This window comes from Actinacidiphila sp. bgisy167 (assembly GCF_057707665.1).
The window spans coordinates 1-23,184 of the sequence record NZ_JBYIQP010000037.1 but is presented as its reverse complement, the minus strand read 5'-3'; the positions used below and the strand labels follow the sequence as shown (position 1 = coordinate 23,184).

The window sequence follows — 23,184 nt, the reverse complement described above, 5'->3', positions numbered from 1 at the left end:
AAGGGCTATCGAGTTAGGTAATGCTTACCTTAGTATGGCGGGCGGTCACGGCTCGGCCGAGTCGGTTCCGCACGTCTGGGGAGGCACGGGCACCTGTGTCGGGTAACGAAGAACTGATGGCGAAGGCAAGGGACTTCTGGCGCGAACGGCTTATTCCGCTCGCACAGGAGACCGTCCTCCCCCTCGACCGCCCGTATCCGCAGCGTTCCGGGGAACCGGCCGCCGTCCGCACCCGCTCCCGCGTCCTGCCCGGCGCCGGGGCGGGGGAGGCGGAGCACCTCGCGGCGTATGTCGCCCTGCTCCACCACTACGGCGGCGGCGCCACCGACCTGCTCCTCGCGCACGACGGGCTGCCGCTGCGCGTCGCCCTCACCGCGGACACCACCTTCGCCGACCTCACCGCGCGGGTGGCCGGCGCCGCGGAGCAGGCCCGCGCCCACCGCGTCCCCGCCACCGCCCTCGCCGCCGAACTGGGCGCGCGCCAGGGGGGAGAGGCGGCCGCCGCGGTCACCCGCGGCGGCGGACTGCTCTGCGCCACCGGCTTCGCCGCCGGGGACTGGGCCGGCGGCCCCCTCGACCTCGAGCTGCGGGTGACCCCCGGCGAGGTCCACGCCGCCTACCGCCGCGACCTCTTCGAGGCCGCGACCGTCGACCGGATCCTCGGCCACTACGCCACCCTGCTCGCCGACGCCGTCGCGCGCCCCGGCCGCGCCGTCGGCGACCTCGAACTGCTGGACGACGACGAGCGGCACCGCCTCCTGCGCGAGTGGAACGACACCGCCCACGACGTTCCGCTCGCCACCTGGCCGCAGATGTTCGCCGCGCAGGTCCGCGCCCGGCCCGAGGCGACCGCCCTCGTCTTCGAGGACGCCCGGCTGACCTACGCCGAACTCGACGCCCGCGCCAACCGTCTGGCCCACGCCCTGATCGCCCGGGGCGCCGGACCCGAGACGGTGGTGGCGCTCGCGGTGCCGCGTTCGGCCGAGCTCATCGTCGCCGAGGTGGCCGTGCTCAAGTCCGGCGCCGCCTACCTGCCGGTGGACACCGACTACCCGGCCGACCGCGTCGGCTACATGCTCGCCGACGCCGCGCCGGTCTGCCTCCTCACCACCTCCGAGGCCGCCGCCGACCTCCCCGGCGAGGTCCCCACCGTCGTCCTGGACGCCCCCGGCACCGCCGCCGAGCTCGCCGGGCTGCCGGACCACGCCCCCGACCTCGACGGGCGGCTGACGCCGGCGAACGCCGCCTACGTCATCTACACCTCAGGCTCCACCGGCCGGCCCAAGGGCGTCGTCCTCACCCACGCCGGCGTCGCGAAGCTCGTCGCCACCCAGAGCGAGCGCTTCGGCATCGGCCCGCACAGCAGGGTGCTGCAGTTCGCCTCCCCGAGCTTCGACGTGGCCTTCTGGGACCTGTGCCTCGGCCTGCTCTCCGGCGGACGGCTCGTCGTCGTACCCTCGCAGCGGCGTGTCCCCGGGCCGCCGCTCGCCGACTACGCGCTCGCCCATGGCATCACCTTCATGATCCTGCCGCCCGCGCTGCTCGCCGCCCTGCCCGACGGCGTGCACCTGCCCGAGAAGGCGACGCTGCTCGCCGGCACCGAGCGCGTCTCACCCGAACTCGTCGGCCGCTACGCGCGCGGGCGCATGATGTTCAACGCCTACGGCCCGACCGAGGCGACCACCAACTCCACCCTCGGCCTGTGCGATCCCGACACCCCGGCCGGCGCCATCGTGCCCATCGGCGTGCCCGACCCCGGCACCCGCGCCTATGTGCTCGACGCCCGGCTGCGGCCGGTGCCCGCCGGTGTCGCGGGAGAGCTCTACCTCGGCGGCGCCGGGCTCGCCCGCGGCTACCTCGGGCGGCCCGGCCTGACGGCCGAACGCTTCGTCGCCGATCCCTTCGGCGCGCCGGGGGAGCGGCTGTACCGCACCGGCGACCTCGTGCGCTGGAGGTCCGACGGGCGGCTGGAGTTCCTCGGCCGCGTCGACAGCCAGGTCAAGATCCGCGGCTTCCGCATCGAACCCGGCGAGATCGAGTCCGTGCTGCGCGCCCACCCCGCCGTCGCCCAGGCGGCCGTCGTCGTCCGCGAGGACCGGCCCGGCGACCGGCGGCTGGCCGCCTACGTCGTGCCCTCGCTCGACGGCGAGGCCGAGGTCGGCGAGTGGAAGGACCTGCACGAACTCCTCTACTCCGCCGCGGGCTCCGAGGGCTTCCAGGAGAACTTCGCGGGTTGGAACAGCATGTACGACGGGCTGCCCATCCCCCTCGAGGACCTGCGCGAGTGGCGGGCGGCCACCGTCGACCGCATCGCCGCGCTCGCCCCGCGCCGGGTCCTGGAGATCGGCGTCGGCAGCGGCCTGCTGCTGTCCCGCCTGGCGCCCGGCCGCGAGACGTACTGGGGCACGGACGTCTCGGAGGAGGCTGTCGCCGCCCTGCGCGAGCAGATCCGCGACGTACCGGAACTCGCCGGGCGTGTGGAGCTCCAGGCCCGCCCCGCGCACGACACCGCCGGGCTGCCGGAGGGCTTCTTCGACGTCGTCGTCGTCAACTCCGTCGCCCAGTACTTCCCGAGCGTGGACTACCTCGAGGACGTGCTGCGCAAGGCCGCCGCGCTGCTCGCGCCCGGCGGCGCCCTCTTCGTCGGCGACGTGCGCAACCTGCGGCTGCTGCGCACCCTGCGCGCGGCCGTGGAGAGCCGCCGTGTCGCCTCCGGCGTCTCCGCTGCCGACTCCGGCGACAAGGAGGGGCTGCGCGCCGCCGTCGACCGCTCGGTGGCATGGGAGGGCGAACTCCTTCTCGACCCCGACTGGTTCGCGGGCCTCGACGGCCTCACCGCGCAGGTGCGGATCAAGCGCGGCACCCGCCAGAACGAGTTGACCCGCTACCGTTACGACGTCGTCCTGCGCCCGGCGGCGGACACCGCTGCCGACGCGGGCGAGGAGATCGCCTGGGCCGCCCTCGGCGGAGCGGACGCCCTCGCCGCCCGGCTCGCCTCCCGCCCGCGGCGGCTGCGCGTCACCGCCGTTCCCAACGCCCGGCTCACCGAGGACCTCGAGACCCTCGCCGCACTCGACGACAGCAGCCGCCCCGGCGCCGACGGCGGAGTCGACCGTGTCGATCCTGAGTCCCTGCACGAACTCGCCGCGCGGCACGGCATGTCCGCCGCCCTGACGTGGACCGGCGACGCCGACGACGGAAGCCTCGACGCCGTGTTCGTCCCCGAGGGCGCCGACCCCGGCCCGCTGTACCGGCCCGGCGGCGGCCGCCCGCTCGCCAACCGGCCCGCGCCCTTCCGCGACGTCACCGCACTGATGCGCACCCTGCGCGCGCACGCCGCCGAGTTGCTGCCCGAGTACATGGTCCCCGCGGCCCTCGTGCCCCTGGAGCGCTTGCCCGTGACGCCCAGCGGCAAGCTCGACGGCGCCGCGCTGCCCGTCCCCGACTACGCCGCCCTCAGCTCTGGCCGCGCCCCGCGCGACGCCCGCGAGGAACTGCTCTGCGCCCTGTACGCGCAGGCCCTCGGCGTGCGGACCGTCACGGTCGACGACGACTTCTTCGCCCTCGGCGGCGACAGCATCGTGGCGATCCAGTTGCTCGTGCTCGCCCGCCGCGCCGGCCTGCGCCTCACCCCGCGCGACGTCTTCCGGCACCGCACCGTCGCCGCGCTCGCCGAGGTCGCCCAGAGAGGCGGTCCGGACGACGGCCTCGACGGAGCTCCGGACGAGCCCCTGATGACCCTCACGCAGAACGAACTCACCTCGCTGGGGGGAGAGTCCGCGGTCACCGTCGACGAGGTCCTGCCGCTCGGCCCGCTGCAGGAGGGCTTCTTCTTCCATGCCCTCCTCGACGGCGCCGACCGTGACGCCTACGTCGTCCAGCAGGCCGTCGAGCTGTCGGGTCCCGTCGACGGCGCCGCCCTGCGCCGTGCCATGGAGCGGCTTCTGGAGCGGCACGGGTCGCTGCGCGCCTGCTTCCGCCAGCTCCCGGACGGCCGGCCCGTCCAGCTCGTCACCAGCGGCACCGTGCTGCCCTGGCGAGAGGTCGACCTGTCCGCACAGGCCGATGCCGTCCGGCGCGGCCTCGCGGACGCTGTCGCCGCCGACGAGCGGGGCCGCCCCTTCGACCTCGCGCGGCCGCCCCTGCTGCGGTGCGCCCTCGTCCGGCTCGGCGCGGACCGCAGCCGCCTGCTGCTGACCTTCCATCACATCATCGCCGACGGCTGGTCCCTGCCGGTCCTGCACCGCGAGCTGATGGCCCTGTACGCCCCCGACCCGGCGCCCCTTCCCGAGGCGCCGGCCCTCGCCGCCTACCTGCGCCGCGTCGCCGCCGCCGACCGGGACGCCGCCCGCGCCGCGTGGCGCACCGCGCTCGCCGGCGTCGAGGGCCCGACCCGCCTGGTGGACACGCCCGCCGACGGCGGCCCGATCGAGCCCGCGCAGATCCGCGTCGAGCTCTCCGAGCGCCTCACCGCCCGCCTCGCGGCCCGCGCCCGGGAACTCGGCGTCACTCTCGGCACCGTGGTGCAGGGCGCATGGGGCCTGCTGCTTGGCCGGCTGACCGGGCAGCAGGACGTCGTGTTCGGCACCACCGTCTCCGGACGCGACGTCGCCGTCGACGGCGTCGACTCCATGGTGGGCCTGTTCATCAACACCCTGCCGACCCGGCTCGTGTGGACTCCGTCCGCCGGCCTCGGCACGCTGCTGCGCCGGCTGCAGGACGACCAGAGCGCCCTGCTGGGCCACCAGCACCTCGGCCTCGCCGAGATCCAGCGCGCCGCCGGGCACGCGGGTGGCGGCGAACTCTTCGACACCCTCGTCGTCGTCGAGAACTACCCCTCCGCGACCGGCCTCGCCGACGCCTCGGGCACCGTGCGCGTCACCGGGCACGCCTTCCACGACACCGTGCACTATCCGCTCGCGCTCATCGTCAAGCCCGGCCGCCGGCTGGACCTGAGGCTCAAGCACCACGCGCGCAGGATCGACGCCGGCGCCGTCCGCGCCCTCGGTGGCCGGCTGCTGCTGCTGCTGGAGGCGGTCGCCGACGACCCGGGCCGCCCGGTGGCCTCCGTGGATCTGCTCAGCCCACGCGAGCACGACACCGCCCACATCGAAGGCGCCGTCCGCGACGTCCCCGCCACCACCCTGCCCGCCGCCATCGCCGCGCAGACCGCCCGCACGCCCGGTGCCGCCGCCGTCGTGTACGACGGCACCACCCTGACGTACGCCGAACTCGACGCGCGCGCCGAGGCGCTGGCCGCACGGCTGCGCACCCGCGGCGCCGGCCCCGAGCGCATCGTCGCCGTCGCCGTGCCGCGCTCCGCCGAGCTGATGGTGGCGCTGCTCGGCGTCCTCAAGTCCGGCGCGGTGTATCTGCCCGTCGACCTGGACTACCCGGCCGAACGCGTCGCCTACATGCTCGCCGACTCCGGCGCGACCGTCGTCGTCACCACGGCGGCCGACGGGCCCCGGCTGCCCGCGGTGGAGGGCCTGACGCCGCTGCTGGTCGACGCCCCCGCCGAAGACGCCCCCGAAGACACCGCGGAGGAGCGCACGCAGACCTCCGCGGACGAGGCGGCCGGGCCGGAGCACCCGGCGTACCTGATCTACACCTCCGGCTCCACCGGCCGCCCCAAGGGCGTCGTCGTCACCCACCGCGCCATCGTCAACCGCCTCGCCTGGGCCCAAAGCGCCCACGGCCTGACGACCGACGACCGCGTCCTGCAGAAGACCCCGTCGAGCTTCGACGTCAGCGTGTGGGAGTTCTTCTGGCCGCTGTGCGAGGGCGCCGCCGTCGTCCTCTCCCGGCCCGACGGGCACCGCGACCCCGCCTACCTCGCCGGGCTCGTCCGCGACCAGCGGATCACCACCCTGCACTTCGTGCCCTCCATGCTGGAGGCGTTCCTCGCCACCCCGGAGGTGATCGCCGACGCGTCGTGGGCGGCGAGCCTGCGCCGTGTCCTGACCAGCGGGGAGGCCCTGCCGGGCAGTGCTGCCGCGCGCTGGCAGGCGCTCACCGGAGTGCCGCTGCACAACCTCTACGGCCCCACCGAGGCCGCCGTCGACGTCACCCACCACCCCTTCGACGGCGTCCCGGACACCACTGTCCCCATCGGCCGCCCGGTATGGAACACGGGCCTGCGGGTGCTGGACGCCTGCCTGCGCCCTGTGCCGCACGGCGTGCCCGGCGAGCTCTATCTGACGGGTGCGCAGCTCGCCCGCGGCTACCACGGACGCTTCGCGCTCACCGCCGAGCGCTTCGTCGCCGACCCGTACGGCGCCCCCGGCAGCCGCATGTACCGCACCGGCGACCTGGTGCGGCGTGGAACCGACGGCGCCGTGGAATACCTGGGCCGCACCGACCGCCAGGTCAAGCTGCGCGGCAACCGCGTCGAACCCGGCGAGACCGAGGCCGCCCTCGTACGGCTCCCCGAGGTCGCCCAGGCCGCGGTGACGGTGCGCGGGCAGCGCCTCGTCGCGTACGTCGTCCCGGCGCGCGCGGCCCGCCCCGACACCGGCGCCCTGCGCGCCGCCGTGGCCGGCGTGCTTCCCGCGCCGCAAGTCCCCGACGCCGTCGTCGTGCTGGACGCGCTTCCGCTGACCCCCAGCGGCAAGCTCGACCGGGCCGCGCTGCCCACCCCCGAGGCCGAGCGCGCCCCGGCCCGCGCCCCCAGCACCGACCGCGAGCGGACCCTGACGGAGGTCTTCGCGGCCGTCCTCGGGCTGCCGGACGCCGGCCCCGACGACGACTTCTTCCTCCTCGGCGGTGACAGCATCAGCTCCATCGGCGTGGCCGGCCGCGCCCGCGCCGCCGGTCTCCAGCTGACCCCGCGCGACGTCTTCGAGCACCGCACCCCCGCCGCCCTCGCCCGGGCCGCCCGCGCCACCGGCGCCGCCCCGGCCGACCGCACCGGGCCCGCCCGTCCTCCGCTGACGCCCGAGGAGACCGAGCGCGTCCACCGCGCCGCCGGGGAAGCGGTCGCCGAGATCTGGCCGCTCGCCCCGCTCCAGGAGGGCCTGTTCTTCCACTCCGCGTACGACGACGGCGCCCTGGACGTCTACACCGTCCACGAGTCCTTCGACTTCGCCGAGCGCCTGGACGAGGACCGGCTGCGCGCCGCCGCCCGCACCCTGCTCGACCGCAACCCCGCCCTGCGCGCCGGGTTCACCAGCGACGGGCTGCGCCGGCCGGTGCAGTTCGTCGTCGCCGAGCCCGAAGTGCCGCTGGAGACGGTCGACCTGTCGGGGCTGCCCGCCGCCGAGCAGGAGGCGCGGCTGCGCGACCTGATGGACGAGCAGCGCGTCCGCCGCTTCGACCTGTCCGCGCCGCCCCTGTTCCGCATGCTGCTCGTGCGCCGCGGCGCGGAACTCGGCGACCGCCTCGTCATCGGCCGCCACCTGGTCCTGTGGGACGGCTGGTCCGCCTGGCTCCTGCTCGACCAGCTCTTCGCCCTCTACACGGGCGGCGGCGACGACACCGGCCTGCCGCGCCCGGTCTCCTACGGGGACTACCTGGCCTGGCTCGGCACCCAGGACGACGCCGCCGCGACCGCCGCCTGGCGTGCCGCGCTGACGGGCCTGGAGGAGCCCACCCTGCTGGTGCCGGCCGCGGCTGACGCGGGCCTGCAACCTGTCGTACCCGAGCAGTTGGACACTCTGCTCCCCGCGGAGCTCGGCGACCGCGTCCGCGAGCAGGCCCGTGCCCACGGCCTGACCCTCAACACGGTGCTCAACGCCGCCTGGGGCCTGAGCCTGGCCTCCGCGACCGGCCGCACCGACGTGGTGTTCGGCACCACCGTCGCCGGCCGGCCGGCCGAGGTGCCGGGCGTGGGGCAGATCATCGGCATGTTCCTCAACACCGTGCCCGCCCGCGTCCGCCTGGAGCCGGCGGAGCCCGTCCTCGACCTGCTGCGGCGTCTGCAGGGCGAGCGCCTGGAGCTCATGCCGTACGAGTACCTGGGCCTCGGCGTGCTGCAGGCCGAGAGCGGCCACCGCAGGCTGTTCGACACCCTCTTCGTGCTGCGTGACAACGACACCGAGGACCGACTGGAGCGGCTGCGCACCGAGCACGGCGCCACCGCCGTCGCCAACGTCGACGCCACCCATTACCCCGTCAACCTGATCGTGACCCCCGGGCGGCGCGTCCGGGTCACCCTCGCCCACCGCCCCGACGTCGTCCCGCACGACGCCGCCCGCGCCCTGCTGGACCGCTTCACCCTGCTGCTGGAGCGCATGGCGGCGGACCTGACCGCGCCCGTCGGCCGGCTCGACCCGCTGCTGCCCGCCGAGCGCGCCGCCCTGCGGCGGGAGTGGACCGGCAGCCGCGTGCCCGCGCCGACCGAGACCATCGCCGACCTCCTCGCCGCGCAGGCGGCCCGCACACCGGACGCCACCGCCCTCGTCTTCGGCGAGCGCACCCTCACCTACGCCGAACTCGACGCGGCCGTGAACCGCACGGCCCGGCTGCTGCTCGCCCGCGGCGCGGGCCCGGAGAAGGTCGTCGCGCTCGGTCTGCCGCGTTCCGCCGAGATGGTCGTCGCCCTCTTCGCGGTGCTGCGCACCGGCGCGGCCTACCTGCCGCTGGAGCTCGACCACCCGGCCGGCCGGCTCTCCCTGATGCTGGAGGACGCCCGGCCGCTGCTGCTGCTGACGAACGCCGCCGTCTCGGCGACCCTGGACGCCGGCACGCAGCGCCTGCTCCTCGACGACCCGGCCGTCGCCGCCGAACTCACCGGACTCTCCGACGCCCCGGTCGAGGTCGAGTTCAGCCTGGAGCACCCGGCGTACGTCATCTACACCTCCGGCTCCACCGGCCGCCCCAAGGGCGTCGTCACCCCCTACCGGGGACTGACGAACATGCGGCTCAACCACCAGAAGGAGATCTTCGCCCCGGCGATCGCGTCGGCGGGCGGGCGGCGGCTGCGAGTCGCGCACACCGTCTCCTTCGCCTTCGACATGTCCTGGGAGGAGCTGCTATGGCTCGTCGAGGGCCACGAAGTGCACGTCTGCGACGAGGAGTTGCGGCGTGACGCGCAGGCCCTGACCGCCTACTGCGAGCGGCACCGCATCGACGTCGTCAACGTCACGCCGACCTACGCCCGGCTGCTCATCGAGGAGGGGCTGCTCGAAGGGCACGTCCCGCCGCTGGTGCTGCTCGGCGGCGAGGCCGTCCCCGAGACGGTCTGGACGCGGCTGCGCGACACGGAGGGCACCTACGGCTACAACCTGTACGGCCCGACCGAGTACACCATCAACACCCTCGGCGGCGGCACCCGCGACAGCGCGACCCCCACCGTCGGCCGCCCCATCCGCGGCACCCGCGCCCACATCCTCGACTCCTGGCTGCGCCCGGTGCCGGACGGCGTCCCCGGCGAGCTGTACATCGCGGGCATCGGCCTGGCCCGCGGCTACCTCGACCGGCCGGGGCTCACGGCCGAGCGCTTCGTCGCCGACCCCTTCGGCGAGCCCGGCGAGCGGATGTACCGCACCGGCGACCTGGTGCGGCGGGGCCCGGAGGGCAACCTGGACTTCCTCGGCCGCACCGACGACCAGGTCAAGATCCGCGGCCACCGCGTCGAGCCCGGCGAGATCGAGAGCGCCCTCAGCCGCCACCCGCGCGTCGCCCAGGCCGCCGTCGTCGTCCGCGACGACCGGCTGACCGGCTACGTCGTACCCGCCCCCGCCGGCGCCGCCGAACGCGCCATGACCGAGCACGCCCAGGTCGGCGAATGGCAGGAGATCTACTGCGACGAGTACGAGGAGATCTCCACCGCCGTCCTCACCGAGGAGTACGCGGGCTGGGACAGCTCCTACGACGGGCGGCCCATCCCCTTCGACGAGATGCACGCATGGCGCGAGGCCACCGTCGCCCGCATCCGCGAACTGCGCCCGCGCCGCATCCTGGAGATCGGCGTCGGCTCCGGCCTGCTGCTGTCCCGGCTGGCGCCGGACGCCGAGGCGTACTGGGCGACCGACTTCGCCGCCCCCGTCATCCGCAAGATCGGCGAGGAGCTGCGGCGCGCCCCGGACCTCGCCGCCAAGGTCGAGCTGCGCTGCCGCCCCGCCGACGACCTGGAGGGGCTGCCCACCGGCTCCTTCGACACCGTCGTCGTCAACTCCGTGATCCAGTACTTCCCGAGCGCTGCCTACCTGGAGACGGTCCTGCGCGGCGCCATGGACCTGCTCGCCCCCGGTGGCGCGCTCTTCGTCGGCGACGTCCGCAATCTGCGGCTCGCCCGCACCTTCCACACCGAGATCCAGCGCGCCCGCGGCGCCGCCGGCGCGGAGCTCGAGCGGGCCGTGGAGCGCGGCCTGCGCCTGGAGAAGGAACTCCTGGTGGATCCGGACTTCTTCGCGGGCCTCGGCTACGGCCTCGACCTGCGCACCAAGCGCGGACGCCACCACAACGAGCTGACCCGGCACCGCTATGACGCCGTGCTCTACCGCGGAGAGCCAGCTCTCCGGCTCGGCGACGAGCCCGAGGCGGCATGGTCGCCCGGTCTGCCCGACCGGCTGCGTGAAGAGCGGCCGGAGCGGCTGCGCGTCACCGGCGTGCCGGACGGCCGGCTGCGGCCCGACGGCGTCGACCCGGAGGCCCTGCACGACCTGGGCGCCGGTCTCGGCTACCGCGTGCTCACCACCTGGGGCGCGGAGACGGGCACCTACGAGGCCGTGTTCGTGCCCTCCGGCACCACGGGGACCACCGCCGGGCTGTACCGGCCGGGCGGCGGCAGCGCCCCGTACACCAACGACCCGGCGGCGGCCCGCGACGCGAGCGCCCTCGTCCGCGTGCTGCGCGAGGACCTCAAGCGCGTCCTGCCCGAGTACATGGTCCCCTCGGCCTTCGTCACCGTCGAGCGGCTGCCGATGAACGCCAACGGCAAGCTCGACGTGCGGGCGCTGCCCGACGCCGAGCCGGCCGGGGCCCTCGGCGGCGGGCGCGGGCCGTGCACCCCCCGGGAAGAGGTGCTGTGCCGCCTGTTCGCCGAGGTGCTCGGACTGGCGTCGGTGGGCGCCGAGGACGACTTCTTCGACCTCGGCGGCCACTCGCTGCTCGCCACCCGCCTGGTCAGCCGGGCCCGCGCCGAGCTCGGCGCCGAACTCGCCGTCCGCGACCTGTTCGAGGCCCCGACGCCCGCCCGCCTCGCGGACCGCGCGGACCCGGCCAGGACCGCCCGTCCCGCGCTCACCGCGGCCGCCGAACGGTCCGGGCACGTGCCGCTGTCCGCCGCGCAGCGCCGCCTGTGGCTCGTGGAACGCCTCACCGGCGGTGGCGCCGCCTACACCTTCCCGCTCGTCTTCCGGCTGCGTGGCGCCCTTGACACCGACGCGCTCCGCCAGGCCCTGGCCGACGTCGCGGGCCGCCACGAGGCGCTGCGCACCCTCGTCGGGGAGGCGGAGGGCGAGCCGTACCAGCGGATCGTCCCCGCCGGCGACGCCGTGCCCGCGTTCACCGTCGCCGACTGCGCCGAGGCCGACCTCGCGGGGCTCATCGAGGCCGCCCAGCGGCGCCCCTTCGACCTGGCGCGGCAACTGCCCCTGCGGTGCGAGGTGTTCCGGGTCGGCGCCGACGACCACGTGGTGGCCGTCGTGCTGCACCACATCACCACCGACGAGTGGTCCGACCGCCCCTTCCTGGCGGACCTGTCGGGCGCCTACGCCGCCCGTGCCGCGGGCTCCGCCCCCCACTGGCGGCCGCTGCCGGTCCAGTACGCGGACTACACGCTCTGGCAGGAGCGCCTGCTCGGCGCGGTCGGCGACGCACAGCTCGCCTACTGGACCGAGCGGCTGCGCGACCTGCCCGAGGAACTGGCGCTGCCGCTGGACCGGCCGCGTCCCGCCGCGCCCACCGGCTCCGGGGCGGTCGTGCGCGGCGCGCTCCCGGCCGACCTGGGCCGGGAACTGCGGGAGCTGGCCGCGGCGAGCGGCACGAGCATGTTCATGCTCTTCCAGGCCGCGACCGCCGCGCTGCTCCACCGGCTCGGCGCGGGTACGGACATCCCGCTGGGCGCGCCCATCGCCGGCCGCACCGACAGCGGCCTGGACGACCTCGTCGGCTTCTTCGTCAACACCCTCGTGCTGCGCACCGACCTGTCGGGCACGGACCTGACCTTTCGCCAGCTTCTCGCCCGAGTGCGAGAGTCGGCTCTGGAGGCCTTCGAGCACCAGGACCTGCCCTTCGACCGGGTCGTGGAGGCGGTGAACCCGCCGCGCGCGGCCGGCCGCAACCCGCTGTTCCAGGTGATGCTCGGCTACCACCACCGCCCCGACGGCGACCCCGACGTCCTCGGCCTGCCCACCGAGTGGCACGACACGCACACCGGTACGGCCAAGTTCGACCTCGACTTCACCTTCGTCGACCACGGCGAACGGCGCCCGCCGGCCCTCCTTCTGGAGTACGCCACCGACCTCGCCGACGAGGCCACGGCCGCCCTGCTCGTGGAGCGGCTCGTCCTGCTGCTGCGGCAGGCCGCTGCCCGTCCCGACCTCCCGCTGGCCGCGTATGATTTGCTCACCTCCGCCGAGCACGAGGCCGCCGCCGTCACCTGGAACGACACCGCGCGGTATCCCGCGGAGGACCGCGCGGTGCCCGAGATCCTCGCCGACACCGTCCGGGCGCACCCGGAGCGCACCGCCCTGGTGACCGCCTCCGGCGCGCTGACCTTCGCCGAACTGGGCGAGCGGGTCACCGCCCTCGCCGCCCTGGTGCGCCGTCACGGCGCCGCCGAGGGCGCCGTGGTCGGCCTCGCGCTGCCGCGGCACGCCATGGTTCCCGCGATCCTCGGCGTCCTCGCCTCCGGCGCCGCCTATCTGCCGCTGGACAGCGCCCTGCCCGCCGAGCGCCTGGAGTTCATGCTGCGTGACGCGGGTGCGGTCTGCCTGCTGACCACCGCCGACCTCGCCGGACGCCTCCCGGCCGCCCCCGGCACCGCGCGGGTGCTGCTGCCGGACGGGCCGCAGCCCGGGGCCGGCTTCGCGCATCCGGACCGATACCCGGCCCTGGGCGCCGCGTACACGATCTACACCTCCGGTTCCACCGGCACCCCCAAGGGCGTCGTCGGCACCCACCGGGGCCTGTCCAACCTCTACGGGGCGCACCTGCGCGACATGATCGCGCCGGCCGTCCGCGCCACCGGCCGCGAGGTGCTGAAAGCCGCGCACACCGCGTCGTTCGGTTTCGACGCCTCCTGGGACCCGCTGCTGTGGCTGCTCGCCGGGCACGAACTGCACGTCGTGGACGAGACGGCGATGACCGACCCGGCCGCGCTCCTCACGCACCTGGCAGCGATCGGCGCCGACTACGTCGACCTCACCCCGACCTACCTCGCCGAGCTCACGCACCACGGCTTTCTCGCCCCGGGCGGTTACGCGCCCGCCGTCCTCACCGTCGGCGGCGAGGCCGCCCCGCCCGCCCTGTGGCGGCGGCTGGCCGCGCTCCCCGGCACCCAGGCGCACGACCTGTACGGGCCCACCGAGTGCTCCGTCGACGCCTACGGGCGGCACAGCGGCTCCCCCGAGTCAGCGGCGCCGCTGGACAACACCCGCGCGTACGTCCTCGACGAGCGGCTGCGCCCGGTGCCGCCCGGCGTGCCCGGCGAGGTCTACCTCGCGGGACCGGGCCTGGCCCGCGGCTACCTGGGCCGGCCGGACCTGACGGCCGAGCGCTTCGTCGCCGACCCCTTCGGGGAGCCCGGCGAGCGGATGTACCGCACCGGTGACCTGGCGCGGCGGGACGCGGCAGGGGCCCTGCACTTCCTGGGCCGCACCGACGACCAGGTGAAGATCCGCGGCTTCCGTGTGGAGCCCGGGGAGATCGAGTCCGTGCTGACCGCCGCACCGGGCGTGTCGGCGGCCGCCGTCGTCGTCCGCGAGGACACCCCGAGCGTGCCGCGCCTCGTCGCCTACCTCGTCCCCGTCTCCGGCCACGCCCTGGAACCGGCAGCGCTGCGCGCGCACGTCGCCGCCGCCGTGCCCGAGCACATGGTGCCCACGGCGTTCGTCACGCTGTCGGCCCTGCCGCGCACCGTCAACGGCAAGCTGGACCATGCCGCGCTGCCCGCGCCGGACCTGTCACCGGTGGCCGGGGGGCGCCTGCCCCGCACACCGCGCGAAGAGCTGCTGGCCGGGGAGTTCGCCGCCGTGCTGGGGCTGGACCGGGTCGGCGTCGACGAGGACTTCTTCGCACTCGGCGGCCACTCGCTGCTCGCGATGCGCCTGGCCGGCCGCATCCGCACCGCGCTCGGCGCCGAGGTGACGCCGCGCGCCGTGTTCGACGCCCCCACCGCCGCCCGGCTCGACGCCCTCCTGGACGGTCCCGGCGCCGAGGAGCGTCCGGCCCTGACCCCGGGCCGCGCCCTGCCCGAGCGGCTGCCGCTGTCCTCGGCCCAGCGCCGCCTGTGGCTGCTGCACCAGGTCGACCCCGCCGATCCCTCGTACCACCTCCCGTCAGCCTGGCGCCTGACCGGCGCCCTCGACCGCGCCGCGCTGGAAGCCGCGCTGAACGACCTCGTCGCCCGCCACCCCGCCCTGCGCACGGTCTTCCCGGCCGTGGACGGCGTTCCCCATCAGCACGTGCTCGCCCCGCAGCAGGCGCGTGTGACGCTCGGCACCGCCGCGCCCGGTGAGCTGTCCGCCCTCGCCGCCCGGCCCTTCGCCCTGGAGCGGGAACTCCCGCTGCGCGCGGCCCTGTCCGCGACCGGTCCGGACGAGCATGTGCTGCTGCTGGTCCTGCACCACATCGCCACCGACGAGTGGTCCGACCGGGCCCTGCTCGCCGACCTCGGCGCCGCCTACGCCGCACGCACCGCCGGCCGCGCCCCCGACTGGGCGCCGCTGCCGGTGACCTACGCCGACTACACCCTCTGGCAGCGCGAGCTCCTGGAGCACTCCGGCGACGACCTGCTCGCCCACTGGACGCGCACCCTGCGCGACCTCCCGGTCGAGCTGGCGCTGCCCACCGACTGGCCGCGCCCCCAGGAGCCCTCGCACACCGGCGGCACCGTGGGCTTCACCGTCCGGCCCGAGCAGGAACGCGCCCTGCGCGCGCTCGCCCGCCGCGAGGGCGCCACCCTGTTCATGGTCTGCCAGGCCGCCGTCGCCGCCCTGCTCCACCGGCTCGGCGCGGGCGACGACATCCCGCTCGGCGCGCCCGTCTCCGGACGCGCCGACGAGCGCCTGGAGGGGGTGGTCGGCTTCTTCGTCAACTCCCTCGTGCTGCGCACCGACCTGTCCGGCGACCCGGGCTTCGCGGAGCTGCTGCGCCGCGTCCGGACGGCCGACCTGGCCGCGTACGAACACCAGGAACTGCCCTTCGAGCGGCTGGTCGAAGCGATCAACCCGGACCGCTCCCTGGCCCGTCACCCGCTGTTCCAGGTGATGGTCGTCCACCTCGCCGAGCGGTCCGGCGTGCCCGTGCTGCCGGGCCTTGCGGTGCGGCCGGAGCCGCTCCCCGAGGGCACCGCCAAGTTCGACCTCGGCTTCGACTTCGCCGAGCAGGGCGAAGGCCACGGCATCCAGGGGTGGATCGAGTACAGCGCCGACCTCTTCGACCGCCCGACCGCCGAACTCCTCGCCCGCCGCATGGAACGGCTGCTGGAGCAGGTCGCGGCCGAGCCGGAGCTGCCGGCCGGCCGGATCGACGTCCTCGGCGAGGAGGAGCGCGCCCGCGTGCTGGAGGAGTGGAACGCCACCCACCACGCCCTGCCCGTCCGCACCCTGCCCGAGCTGTTCCGCGCCCAAGTCGCCGCCACCCCGTCCGCGGTCGCGCTGGTCGTCGAGGACACCGCCGTCACCTACGCGGAGCTGGACGCCCGGGTCGAACGGCTCGCCCGCGTCCTCGCGGGCGCGGGCGTCGGGCCGCAGTCCACGGTGGCCGTCGCCCTGCCGCGCTCGGCGGCCCTGGTCGTCGCCCTGCTCGCCGTGCACCGCGCGGGCGGCGCCTACCTCCCGCTGGACACCGAATACCCCGCCGAGCGGCTGGCGTTCATGCTCGCCGACGCCCGCCCGGTGTGCGTGGTCACCACCGACGGCGTCGCCCTGCCGGACACCGGCGCGCCGCGCCTGCCCGTCGACGCCGACGGCGCTCCGGCGGCGGACGCCCCCACCGGCGCGCTCCCGCAGGCGTACGACCCGCGCCACCCGGCGTACGTCATCTACACCTCCGGCTCGACCGGCCGCCCCAAGGGCGTCGTCGTACCCCAGGAAGGCATCGCCAACCGCCTGCTGTGGATGCAGGACGCCTACGGCCTGACCGCCGATGACCGCGTGCTGCAGAAGACGCCGTCGAGCTTCGACGTGTCGGTGTGGGAGTTCTTCTGGCCGCTGACCACCGGCGCGACACTGGTCGTGGCCCGCCCCGAAGGCCACAAGGACCCGGCCTACCTGGCGCGGCTGATCCAGGACGGCGGCGTCACCACGGCCCACTTCGTGCCGTCGATGCTGCGCGCCTTCCTCGACGAGCCCGCCGCGGCCGGCTGCACGGGCCTGCGCCGCGTGATCTGCAGCGGCGAGGCGCTGCCCGCCGCGCTGGCCGGCCGCTTCCACGAGGTGCTGGGCGCCGCCGCGCTGCACAACCTGTACGGCCCGACGGAGGCGTCCGTCGACGTCACCGCCCACCGCGTCGCGCCGGGCGCGGCCACGGTGCCGATCGGCCGCCCGGTGTGGAACACCCGCGCCTATGTGCTGGACGCCTCGCTGCGCCCGGTCCCCCCGGGCGTCCCGGGGGAGCTGTACCTCGCCGGGGTCCAGCTCGCGCACGGCTACCTCGGCCGCCCCGGCCTGACCGGTGAACGTTTCGTCGCCGACCCCTTCGGGGAACCCGGCAGCCGCATGTACCGCACCGGCGACCGCGCCCGCTGGACCCGCGACGGCGAGCTGGAGTACCTGGGCCGCGTCGACGACCAGGTCAAGCTGCGCGGCTTCCGCGTCGAACCGGGCGAGATCGAAGCCGTCCTGGCCCGGCACCCCGCGGTCGCCTCGGCCGTCGTCGTGCCCCGCGAAGGTCGCCTGGTGGCCTACGCCGTCCCCACCCCGCGGCAGCAGCCCGACCCGGCGGAGCTGCGCGCCCACACGGCCGCCGCGCTGCCGGAGCACATGGTGCCCGCCGCCTTCGTCGCCTTGGACGCCCTCCCGCTCACGCCGAACGGCAAGCTCGACCGTGCCGCGCTGCCCGCGCCCGACTTCGCCGCCGAGGTCGGGACGGCCGAGCCGCGCACCGCCCGCGAGGAGCGCATGTGCGAGCTCGTCGCCGCCGTCCTGGGCCTCGAGCGGGTCGGTGCGGACGACGACTTCTTCCGGCTGGGCGGGGACAGCATCGTCGCCATGCAGCTCGTCGTCAGGGCCCGCGCCGCCGGCCTGACGATCACCCCCCGCGACGTCTTCCGCCACAAGACCCCCGCGGGCCTGGCCGCCGTCGCCGTGGACACCGTCCGCCCGGACACCGCCGACGACGCCGTGCCGCTGCCGGACCTCACCGACGCCGAACGCACCGAACTCGCCCGTTTCGGGGCCGTCGAGCCTCTGCCGCTCACCCCGCTCCAGACCGGTCTGCTCTTCCACGCCTCCTTCGACTCCGGCGCCTCCTTCGACTCCGGCGACCAGCAGCACCCCGACGTCTACACCGTCCAGGTGTCCTACGACATCGAGGGCGCGCTCGACCCCGAGCGGCTGCGGGCCGCCGGACAGGCCCTGCTCGAGCGGCACGAGAACCTGCGCGCGGGCTTCCGCCACCTGTCCTCCGGCCGCCCCGTGGCCGTCGTGCCGCGCTCCGCGCCGCTGCCGTGGCGGCACATCGACCTCACGACGGCCACCGACCCCGACGAGGAGTGGGAGCGCCTGCTGCTGCAGGAGCGGCGCCGCTTCGACCCCGCGGAACCGCCGCTGCTGCGGCTGCTGCTGGCGCGGACCGGCGACGGCGACCACCGCCTCGTCCTCTCGCACCAGCATCTGCTGCTCGACGGCTGGTCGGTGCCGCTGCTGGCGGCGGAACTCACCGCCCTCCACGACGGGACCGCGCCGCCCCCCACCGCCCCCTACCGCGACTACCTGCGCTGGCTGTCCCGCCAGGACAAGGACGCCGCCGCCGCGGCCTGGTCCGCCGCACTGGCCGGGCTCGACGAGCCCACCCGCCTGGCGCCCGCCGACTCCGGCCGGTCCCCGGTCGTCCCGCACACCCGCACCGTTGAGGCCGGGGAGGAGCTGACGGAGGCGCTCCGCGCGCTCGCCCGCCGCCGCGGGCTCACCGTCAACACCCTCGTACAGGCCGCCTGGGCGGTCGTGCTGTCCCGGCTCACGGGCCGCGACGACGTGGTGTTCGGCGCGACGGTCGCGGGCCGGCCACCGGAGCTGGACGGCGTCGAGGCCATGATCGGCCTGTTCATCAACACCGTGCCGGTACGCGTCCGGCTCAGCGACCGGGAGCCGGTCGGCGCCCTCCTGGACCGGCTGCAGGACGAGCAGGCACGGCTGCTGCCGCACCAGCACCTGGGCCTCGCCGACATCCAGCGCGGCGCCGGGCTCGGCGACCTCTTCGACACGCTGATGGTCTTCGAGTCCTACCCGGTCGCGGAGGACGCCGACGAGGCGGGCCTGCGCCTGCGCGTGCGCGAGCACGACGACGCCACCCACTACCCCTTCGCGTGGGCTGTCGAGCCCGCCGAACGCCTGCGTCTGACCGCCGAGTTCCGCCCCGACCTGATCGCCGCCGCGGCGGCCGGGCGCATCACGTCGGCCATGCTCGCCGTCCTTGCCGCGATGGCCGCCGACCCGGACACCCCCGTCGGCGGCATCGACATCCTCACCGGCGCCGACCGGCGCCTGCTGCTGGAGACCTGGAACGGCACGGACCTGCCCCAGCGGTCCGGCGAGGGCACCGTCCCCGCCCTGTTCACCGCGCAGGCAGCCGCCTCCCCGGACGCGGTCGCCGTCACCGACGCCTCCGTCACGTGGACCTTCGCGGAACTGGCCGCACGTGTCGGCAGGCTGGCGCGCGTGCTGGCCGGTGCGGGCGCGGGCCCCGAGGAGTTCGTGGCCCTGGCGCTGCCGCGTACCGCCGACCACATCACGGCGATCCTGGCCGTCCTGGCGGCGGGCGCCGCCTATCTGCCGATCGACGCCGACCTGCCCGCCGACCGTGTGCGCGACATGCTCGCCGACGCCCGCCCTCGGCTGATCCTCACCGCGACCGGACTCGCCGCTTCGCTGCCGGACACGGGCGTGCCCGTGCTCCACCTGGACGCCCTCGACGGGCTTCCCGAAGCGGAGCCGCAGGCCCCGGAGCCCGACCACCCGGCGTACGTCATCCACACCTCGGGCTCGACGGGCCGTCCCAAGGGCGTCGTCGTCACCCACCGCGGCCTCGCCGACCTCTTCCACAGCCACCGCCACGACCTCCACGACCGCGCCAAGGAGCTGACGGGCCGCCGCCGGCTGCGGGTCGGGCACGCCTGGTCGTTCTCCTTCGACGCCTCATGGCAGCCGCAGCTGTGGCTGCTCGACGGGCACGCGCTGCACCTCGTGGACGACGAGACGCGCCGCGACGCGGAGCGGCTCGCCGCCCTCGTCCGGGCCGATGAGCTGGACTTCATCGAGGTCACCCCCTCGCTGCTCGCGCAGATGGCGGACGCCGGCCTGTTCCAGGACGGCCACCGCCCGCCCGCCGTGGTCGGCGTCGGCGGTGAGGCCGTGCCGGACGCCCTCTGGGCGCGCCTGGCGGCACTGGAGTCCACCGAGGCCTTCAACCTGTACGGGCCGACCGAGGCCACCGTCGACGCCCTCGTCGGGCGGGTCCGCGACAGCGAACGCCCGGTGGTCGGCCGCCCGGTGCACGGCACGCGGGCGTACGTCCTCGACGCGTCGCTGCGCCTGGTCCCGCCCGGCGCCACCGGCGAGCTCCACCTGTCCGGCCCCGGGCTGGCCCGCGGCTACCTTGGCCGACCGGACCTGACGGCCGAGCGCTTCGTCGCCGACCCCTACGGTCCGCCCGGCGCGCGCATGTACCGCACCGGCGACCTCGCCCGGTGGACCGAGCAGGGGCATCTGGAGTACGCCGGCCGCTCGGACGACCAGGTCAAGATCCGCGGCTACCGGGTCGAGCTCGGCGAGGTCGAGACCGCCCTTGCCGCGCACGGCACCGTCGCACAGGTCGTCGTGACCGCCCGCGAGGACCGGCCCCGCCTCCGGCAGCTCGTCGGCTACGTCGTCCCCGCCGCAAGCCGGACGGCCGACCCCGCCGCGCTGCGCGCCCACGTGGCGGCCACCCTGCCCGAGTACATGGTCCCCGCGGCCGTGGTCGTCCTGGAGCGGCTGCCGCTGCTGCCGAACGGCAAACTGGACCGCGGGGCGCTGCCTGCCCCGGACTTCACCGCCGGCACCGGCGGCCGCAGGCCAGTCAACGCCACCGAACGCACCCTGTGCGGCCTCGTCGCCGAGGTACTCGGCCTGCCCGCGGCGGCCGTCGGCACCGACGACGACTTCTTCGCCCTCGGCGGCGACAGCATCGTGGCGATGCAACTCGTCAGCCGGGCCCGCGCGGCAGGGCTGCGGATCACCCCCCGCCAGGTCTTCCGGCACCGCGACGTGGCCTCGCTCGCCGAGGCCGCCGTCCCGGTCGCAGGCGACGCACGCGTACGCGCCCACGACGACGGCACCGGCCTCGTCCCGCTCACCCCGATCATGCACGCCCTGCGCGAGCGCGGCGGCCCGATCTGGGGCTACCACCAGGCCGCCCTCCTGCGCACTCCGGCCACGCTGGACGAGGACGGCCTGCTGGCGGTCCTGCGCGCCGTGGCCGACCGGCACGACATGCTCCGCGCCCGCCTGGAACGCACACGCACCAGGCCGTGCCATGAGGGCGAGCGCGGCGAGCAGTGGGCGCTGCGCGTACCCGCCCCGGACGCCGTCGACGTGGCGACCTGGCTCGCCCGCGCCGATGTCGCGGGCATGGACGACACCGGCCTGAGGGAGGCGGTCTCCGCCCACGCCCGCACCGCGCGGGCCGGACTCGACCCGGACACCGGCGCCATGGTGCGCGCCGTGTGGTTCGACTCCGGCCCCGGGCAGCCCGGACGGCTGCTGCTGCTCCTGCACCACCTCGTGGTCGACGGCGTGTCCTGGCGCACCCTCCTTCCCGACCTGGAGGCCGCCTGGGCGGCCGTAGCGGCGGGCCGCCCCCCGCAGTTGCCGCCCGTGGACGTCTCCTTCCGGCGCTGGAGCGAACTGCTCGCCGCCCGCGCCCTCGAGCCCGCCCGCGAGGACGAACTGCCCCGCTGGGCCTCGGTCCTCGCCGACGGGGCGCGCCTGCCGCTGGCCCGCCCGCTGGACACGGAACGCGACACCGTGGAGAGCACCCGCTACCTGACGCTGACCCTGCCCGCCGACATCACCGGACCCCTGCTCGGGCGGGTGCCCGCCGCGTACGGCGCGAGCGTCAACGACGTGCTGCTGACCGCCTTCGCGCGGGCCGTCGCCGACTGGCGGACCAGGGTGCTCGGCGCGCAGCCCGGCAGCGCCGTCCTCGTCGACCTCGAAGGCCACGGCCGCGAGGAGGAACTAGCGGGAGACGCCGATCTGTCCCGCACCGTCGGCTGGTTCACCAGCGTCGTCCCCGTCCGCCTCGACCCGGGCCCCGCGGGCCTCGACCCCGACGAGGCCGTCGCCCGCGTCCGCGAGCACCTGACCGCCCTGCCGGCGGGCGGCGTCGGACACGGCCTGCTGCGGCACCTCAACCCGGTCACCGGCCCCGAACTGGCCCGGCTCGCCGAACCGCAGATCGAGTTCAACTACATGGGCCGCTTCGACGTCCCCGAGGCCGCCGACTGGTCGTACGCGCCGGAGGGCGACGCCGCCGACCTCGACGCCGACCCCGGGATGCCGATGTCCCACGCCCTCACCCTCAACGCCCTCACCGAGGACCGCCCCGGCGGCCCCGAACTGAGCGCCCACTGGGCCTACGCCGGCGAACTCCTCACCGAGGAGGCCGTCCGGGATCTGGCGCAGACCTGGTTCCGGGCCCTCGAGGCCCTGGTCACACGGAAGGAAACCACCTGATGAGCACCAACCCCTTCGAGAACCCCGACGGCGTCTACTCCGTCCTGGTCAACGCCGAGGGCCAGCACAGCCTGTGGCCGGACTTCGTCGCCGTCCCGGCGGGCTGGACGGTCGCCCACGGGCCGGCCGCCCGCCAGGAGTGCATGGAGTACATCGAGACCCACTGGACGGACCTGCGCCCGAAGAGCCTCGTCGAGGGCCGCTGAGAAGGCGCCCGCGGCACAAGGGGGCCGACCCGCGCCATGCGGGCCGGCCCCCTTGTGCCGCAGCGAGTCCACCGACGTCACGGCAAGAGCGCCGGCCGCGAGGAAAACCAGTGGAGCGGAACCGGGGACCGCCCTTATGGTGCTGCCGGACCGAGCCGCCCAGGAAAGGACGTCCGTTGTACACCGTGTGAGACCTCCCCGAGTGCTGATCTGTCGCGCGTCGCACCTGTGCTCCGCGCTGCTTTCTGCTGCGGACTCTCACTGAAAACGGTGTACTTCTGTGCTCGACAACTGGGTGGTCGTTCCCACCTGCCTGCCACTCGTTCTCCGGCGTTGCCACGCGTGCCCGTCCGGACGATTCCGGCCGAACGGCAAGTTCCGCGTCAACGCCAACCACAAACTCCTCGACGCCTGGCTCCTGATGCTCTGCACCGGGTGCGGGGAGACGGCGAAGCTCACGGTCTTCGAGCGGGCGCATGTGCGCTCCGTCCGCTCCGGACTGCTGGACCGGCTGCACGACAACGACGCCGGTCTGGCAGCCGTACTGCTCCAGGACGCGGTCGTGCGGCGCCGCAACCGCATCGCCCTCGACTGGGACGGCGCCTGGCGTCTCGACACGGGCGGATCGGATCGTGCGGACCGCGAGGTGCTCGAGGTCTCGGTCCGCTTCGCGGCGCGGATCCCCGTCCGGCCGCTCCGTCTGATCGCCGAGGGGTGCGGTCTTTCGCGGGCCGGGGTCGAGAGACTGGCGGAAGAGGGGAAGATCGTCTCGGCGGCCCGGCTGAGCGGCAAGCGCTCCGGTGACTTCACCTTCCTGCTCAAGCGCTGAGCTCCCTGGCGCCTGAGGGCCTGTCCGGCGCCTCTGTGCCGGTGACCGACCGGGACACGTCGCACAGGAGGCCGGGCGGTGTGCGCGACAGCGCACACCCCCCGGC

Annotated in this window: 3 protein-coding genes; all 3 read left to right on the top strand. The window is 75.4% G+C overall.

All coding sequences use genetic code 11. The annotated features are described in order from the left end of the window. Positions 1 to 116: 116 nt before the first annotated feature. Positions 117 to 22,043, top strand: coding sequence for a non-ribosomal peptide synthase/polyketide synthase (locus AC3ET4_RS16290; protein WP_431949862.1), 21,927 nt, complete (start codon positions 117 to 119; stop codon positions 22,041 to 22,043). Further along, complete coding sequence (locus AC3ET4_RS16285) at positions 22,043 to 22,249, top strand: MbtH family protein (RefSeq protein WP_431949860.1); 207 nt, start codon at positions 22,043 to 22,045, stop codon at positions 22,247 to 22,249. Before AC3ET4_RS16290 ends, AC3ET4_RS16285 begins: the two co-directional genes overlap by 1 nt. A gap of 280 nt (positions 22,250 to 22,529) precedes the next feature. Next, entirely contained in the window at positions 22,530 to 23,078 is a 549-nt protein-coding gene (locus tag AC3ET4_RS16280; RefSeq protein WP_431949858.1) for a DUF1062 domain-containing protein, read from the top strand. The last annotated feature ends 106 nt before the right edge of the window (positions 23,079 to 23,184 follow it).

What these genes read in the sequence shown, in the direction of transcription:
- AC3ET4_RS16285 (WP_431949860.1), top strand. Translation starts at nt 22,043, where the DNA reads ATGAGCACCAACCCCTTCGAGAACCCCGACGGCGTCTACTCCGTCCTG.
- AC3ET4_RS16290 (WP_431949862.1), top strand. Translation starts at nt 117, where the DNA reads ATGGCGAAGGCAAGGGACTTCTGGCGCGAACGGCTTATTCCGCTCGCA.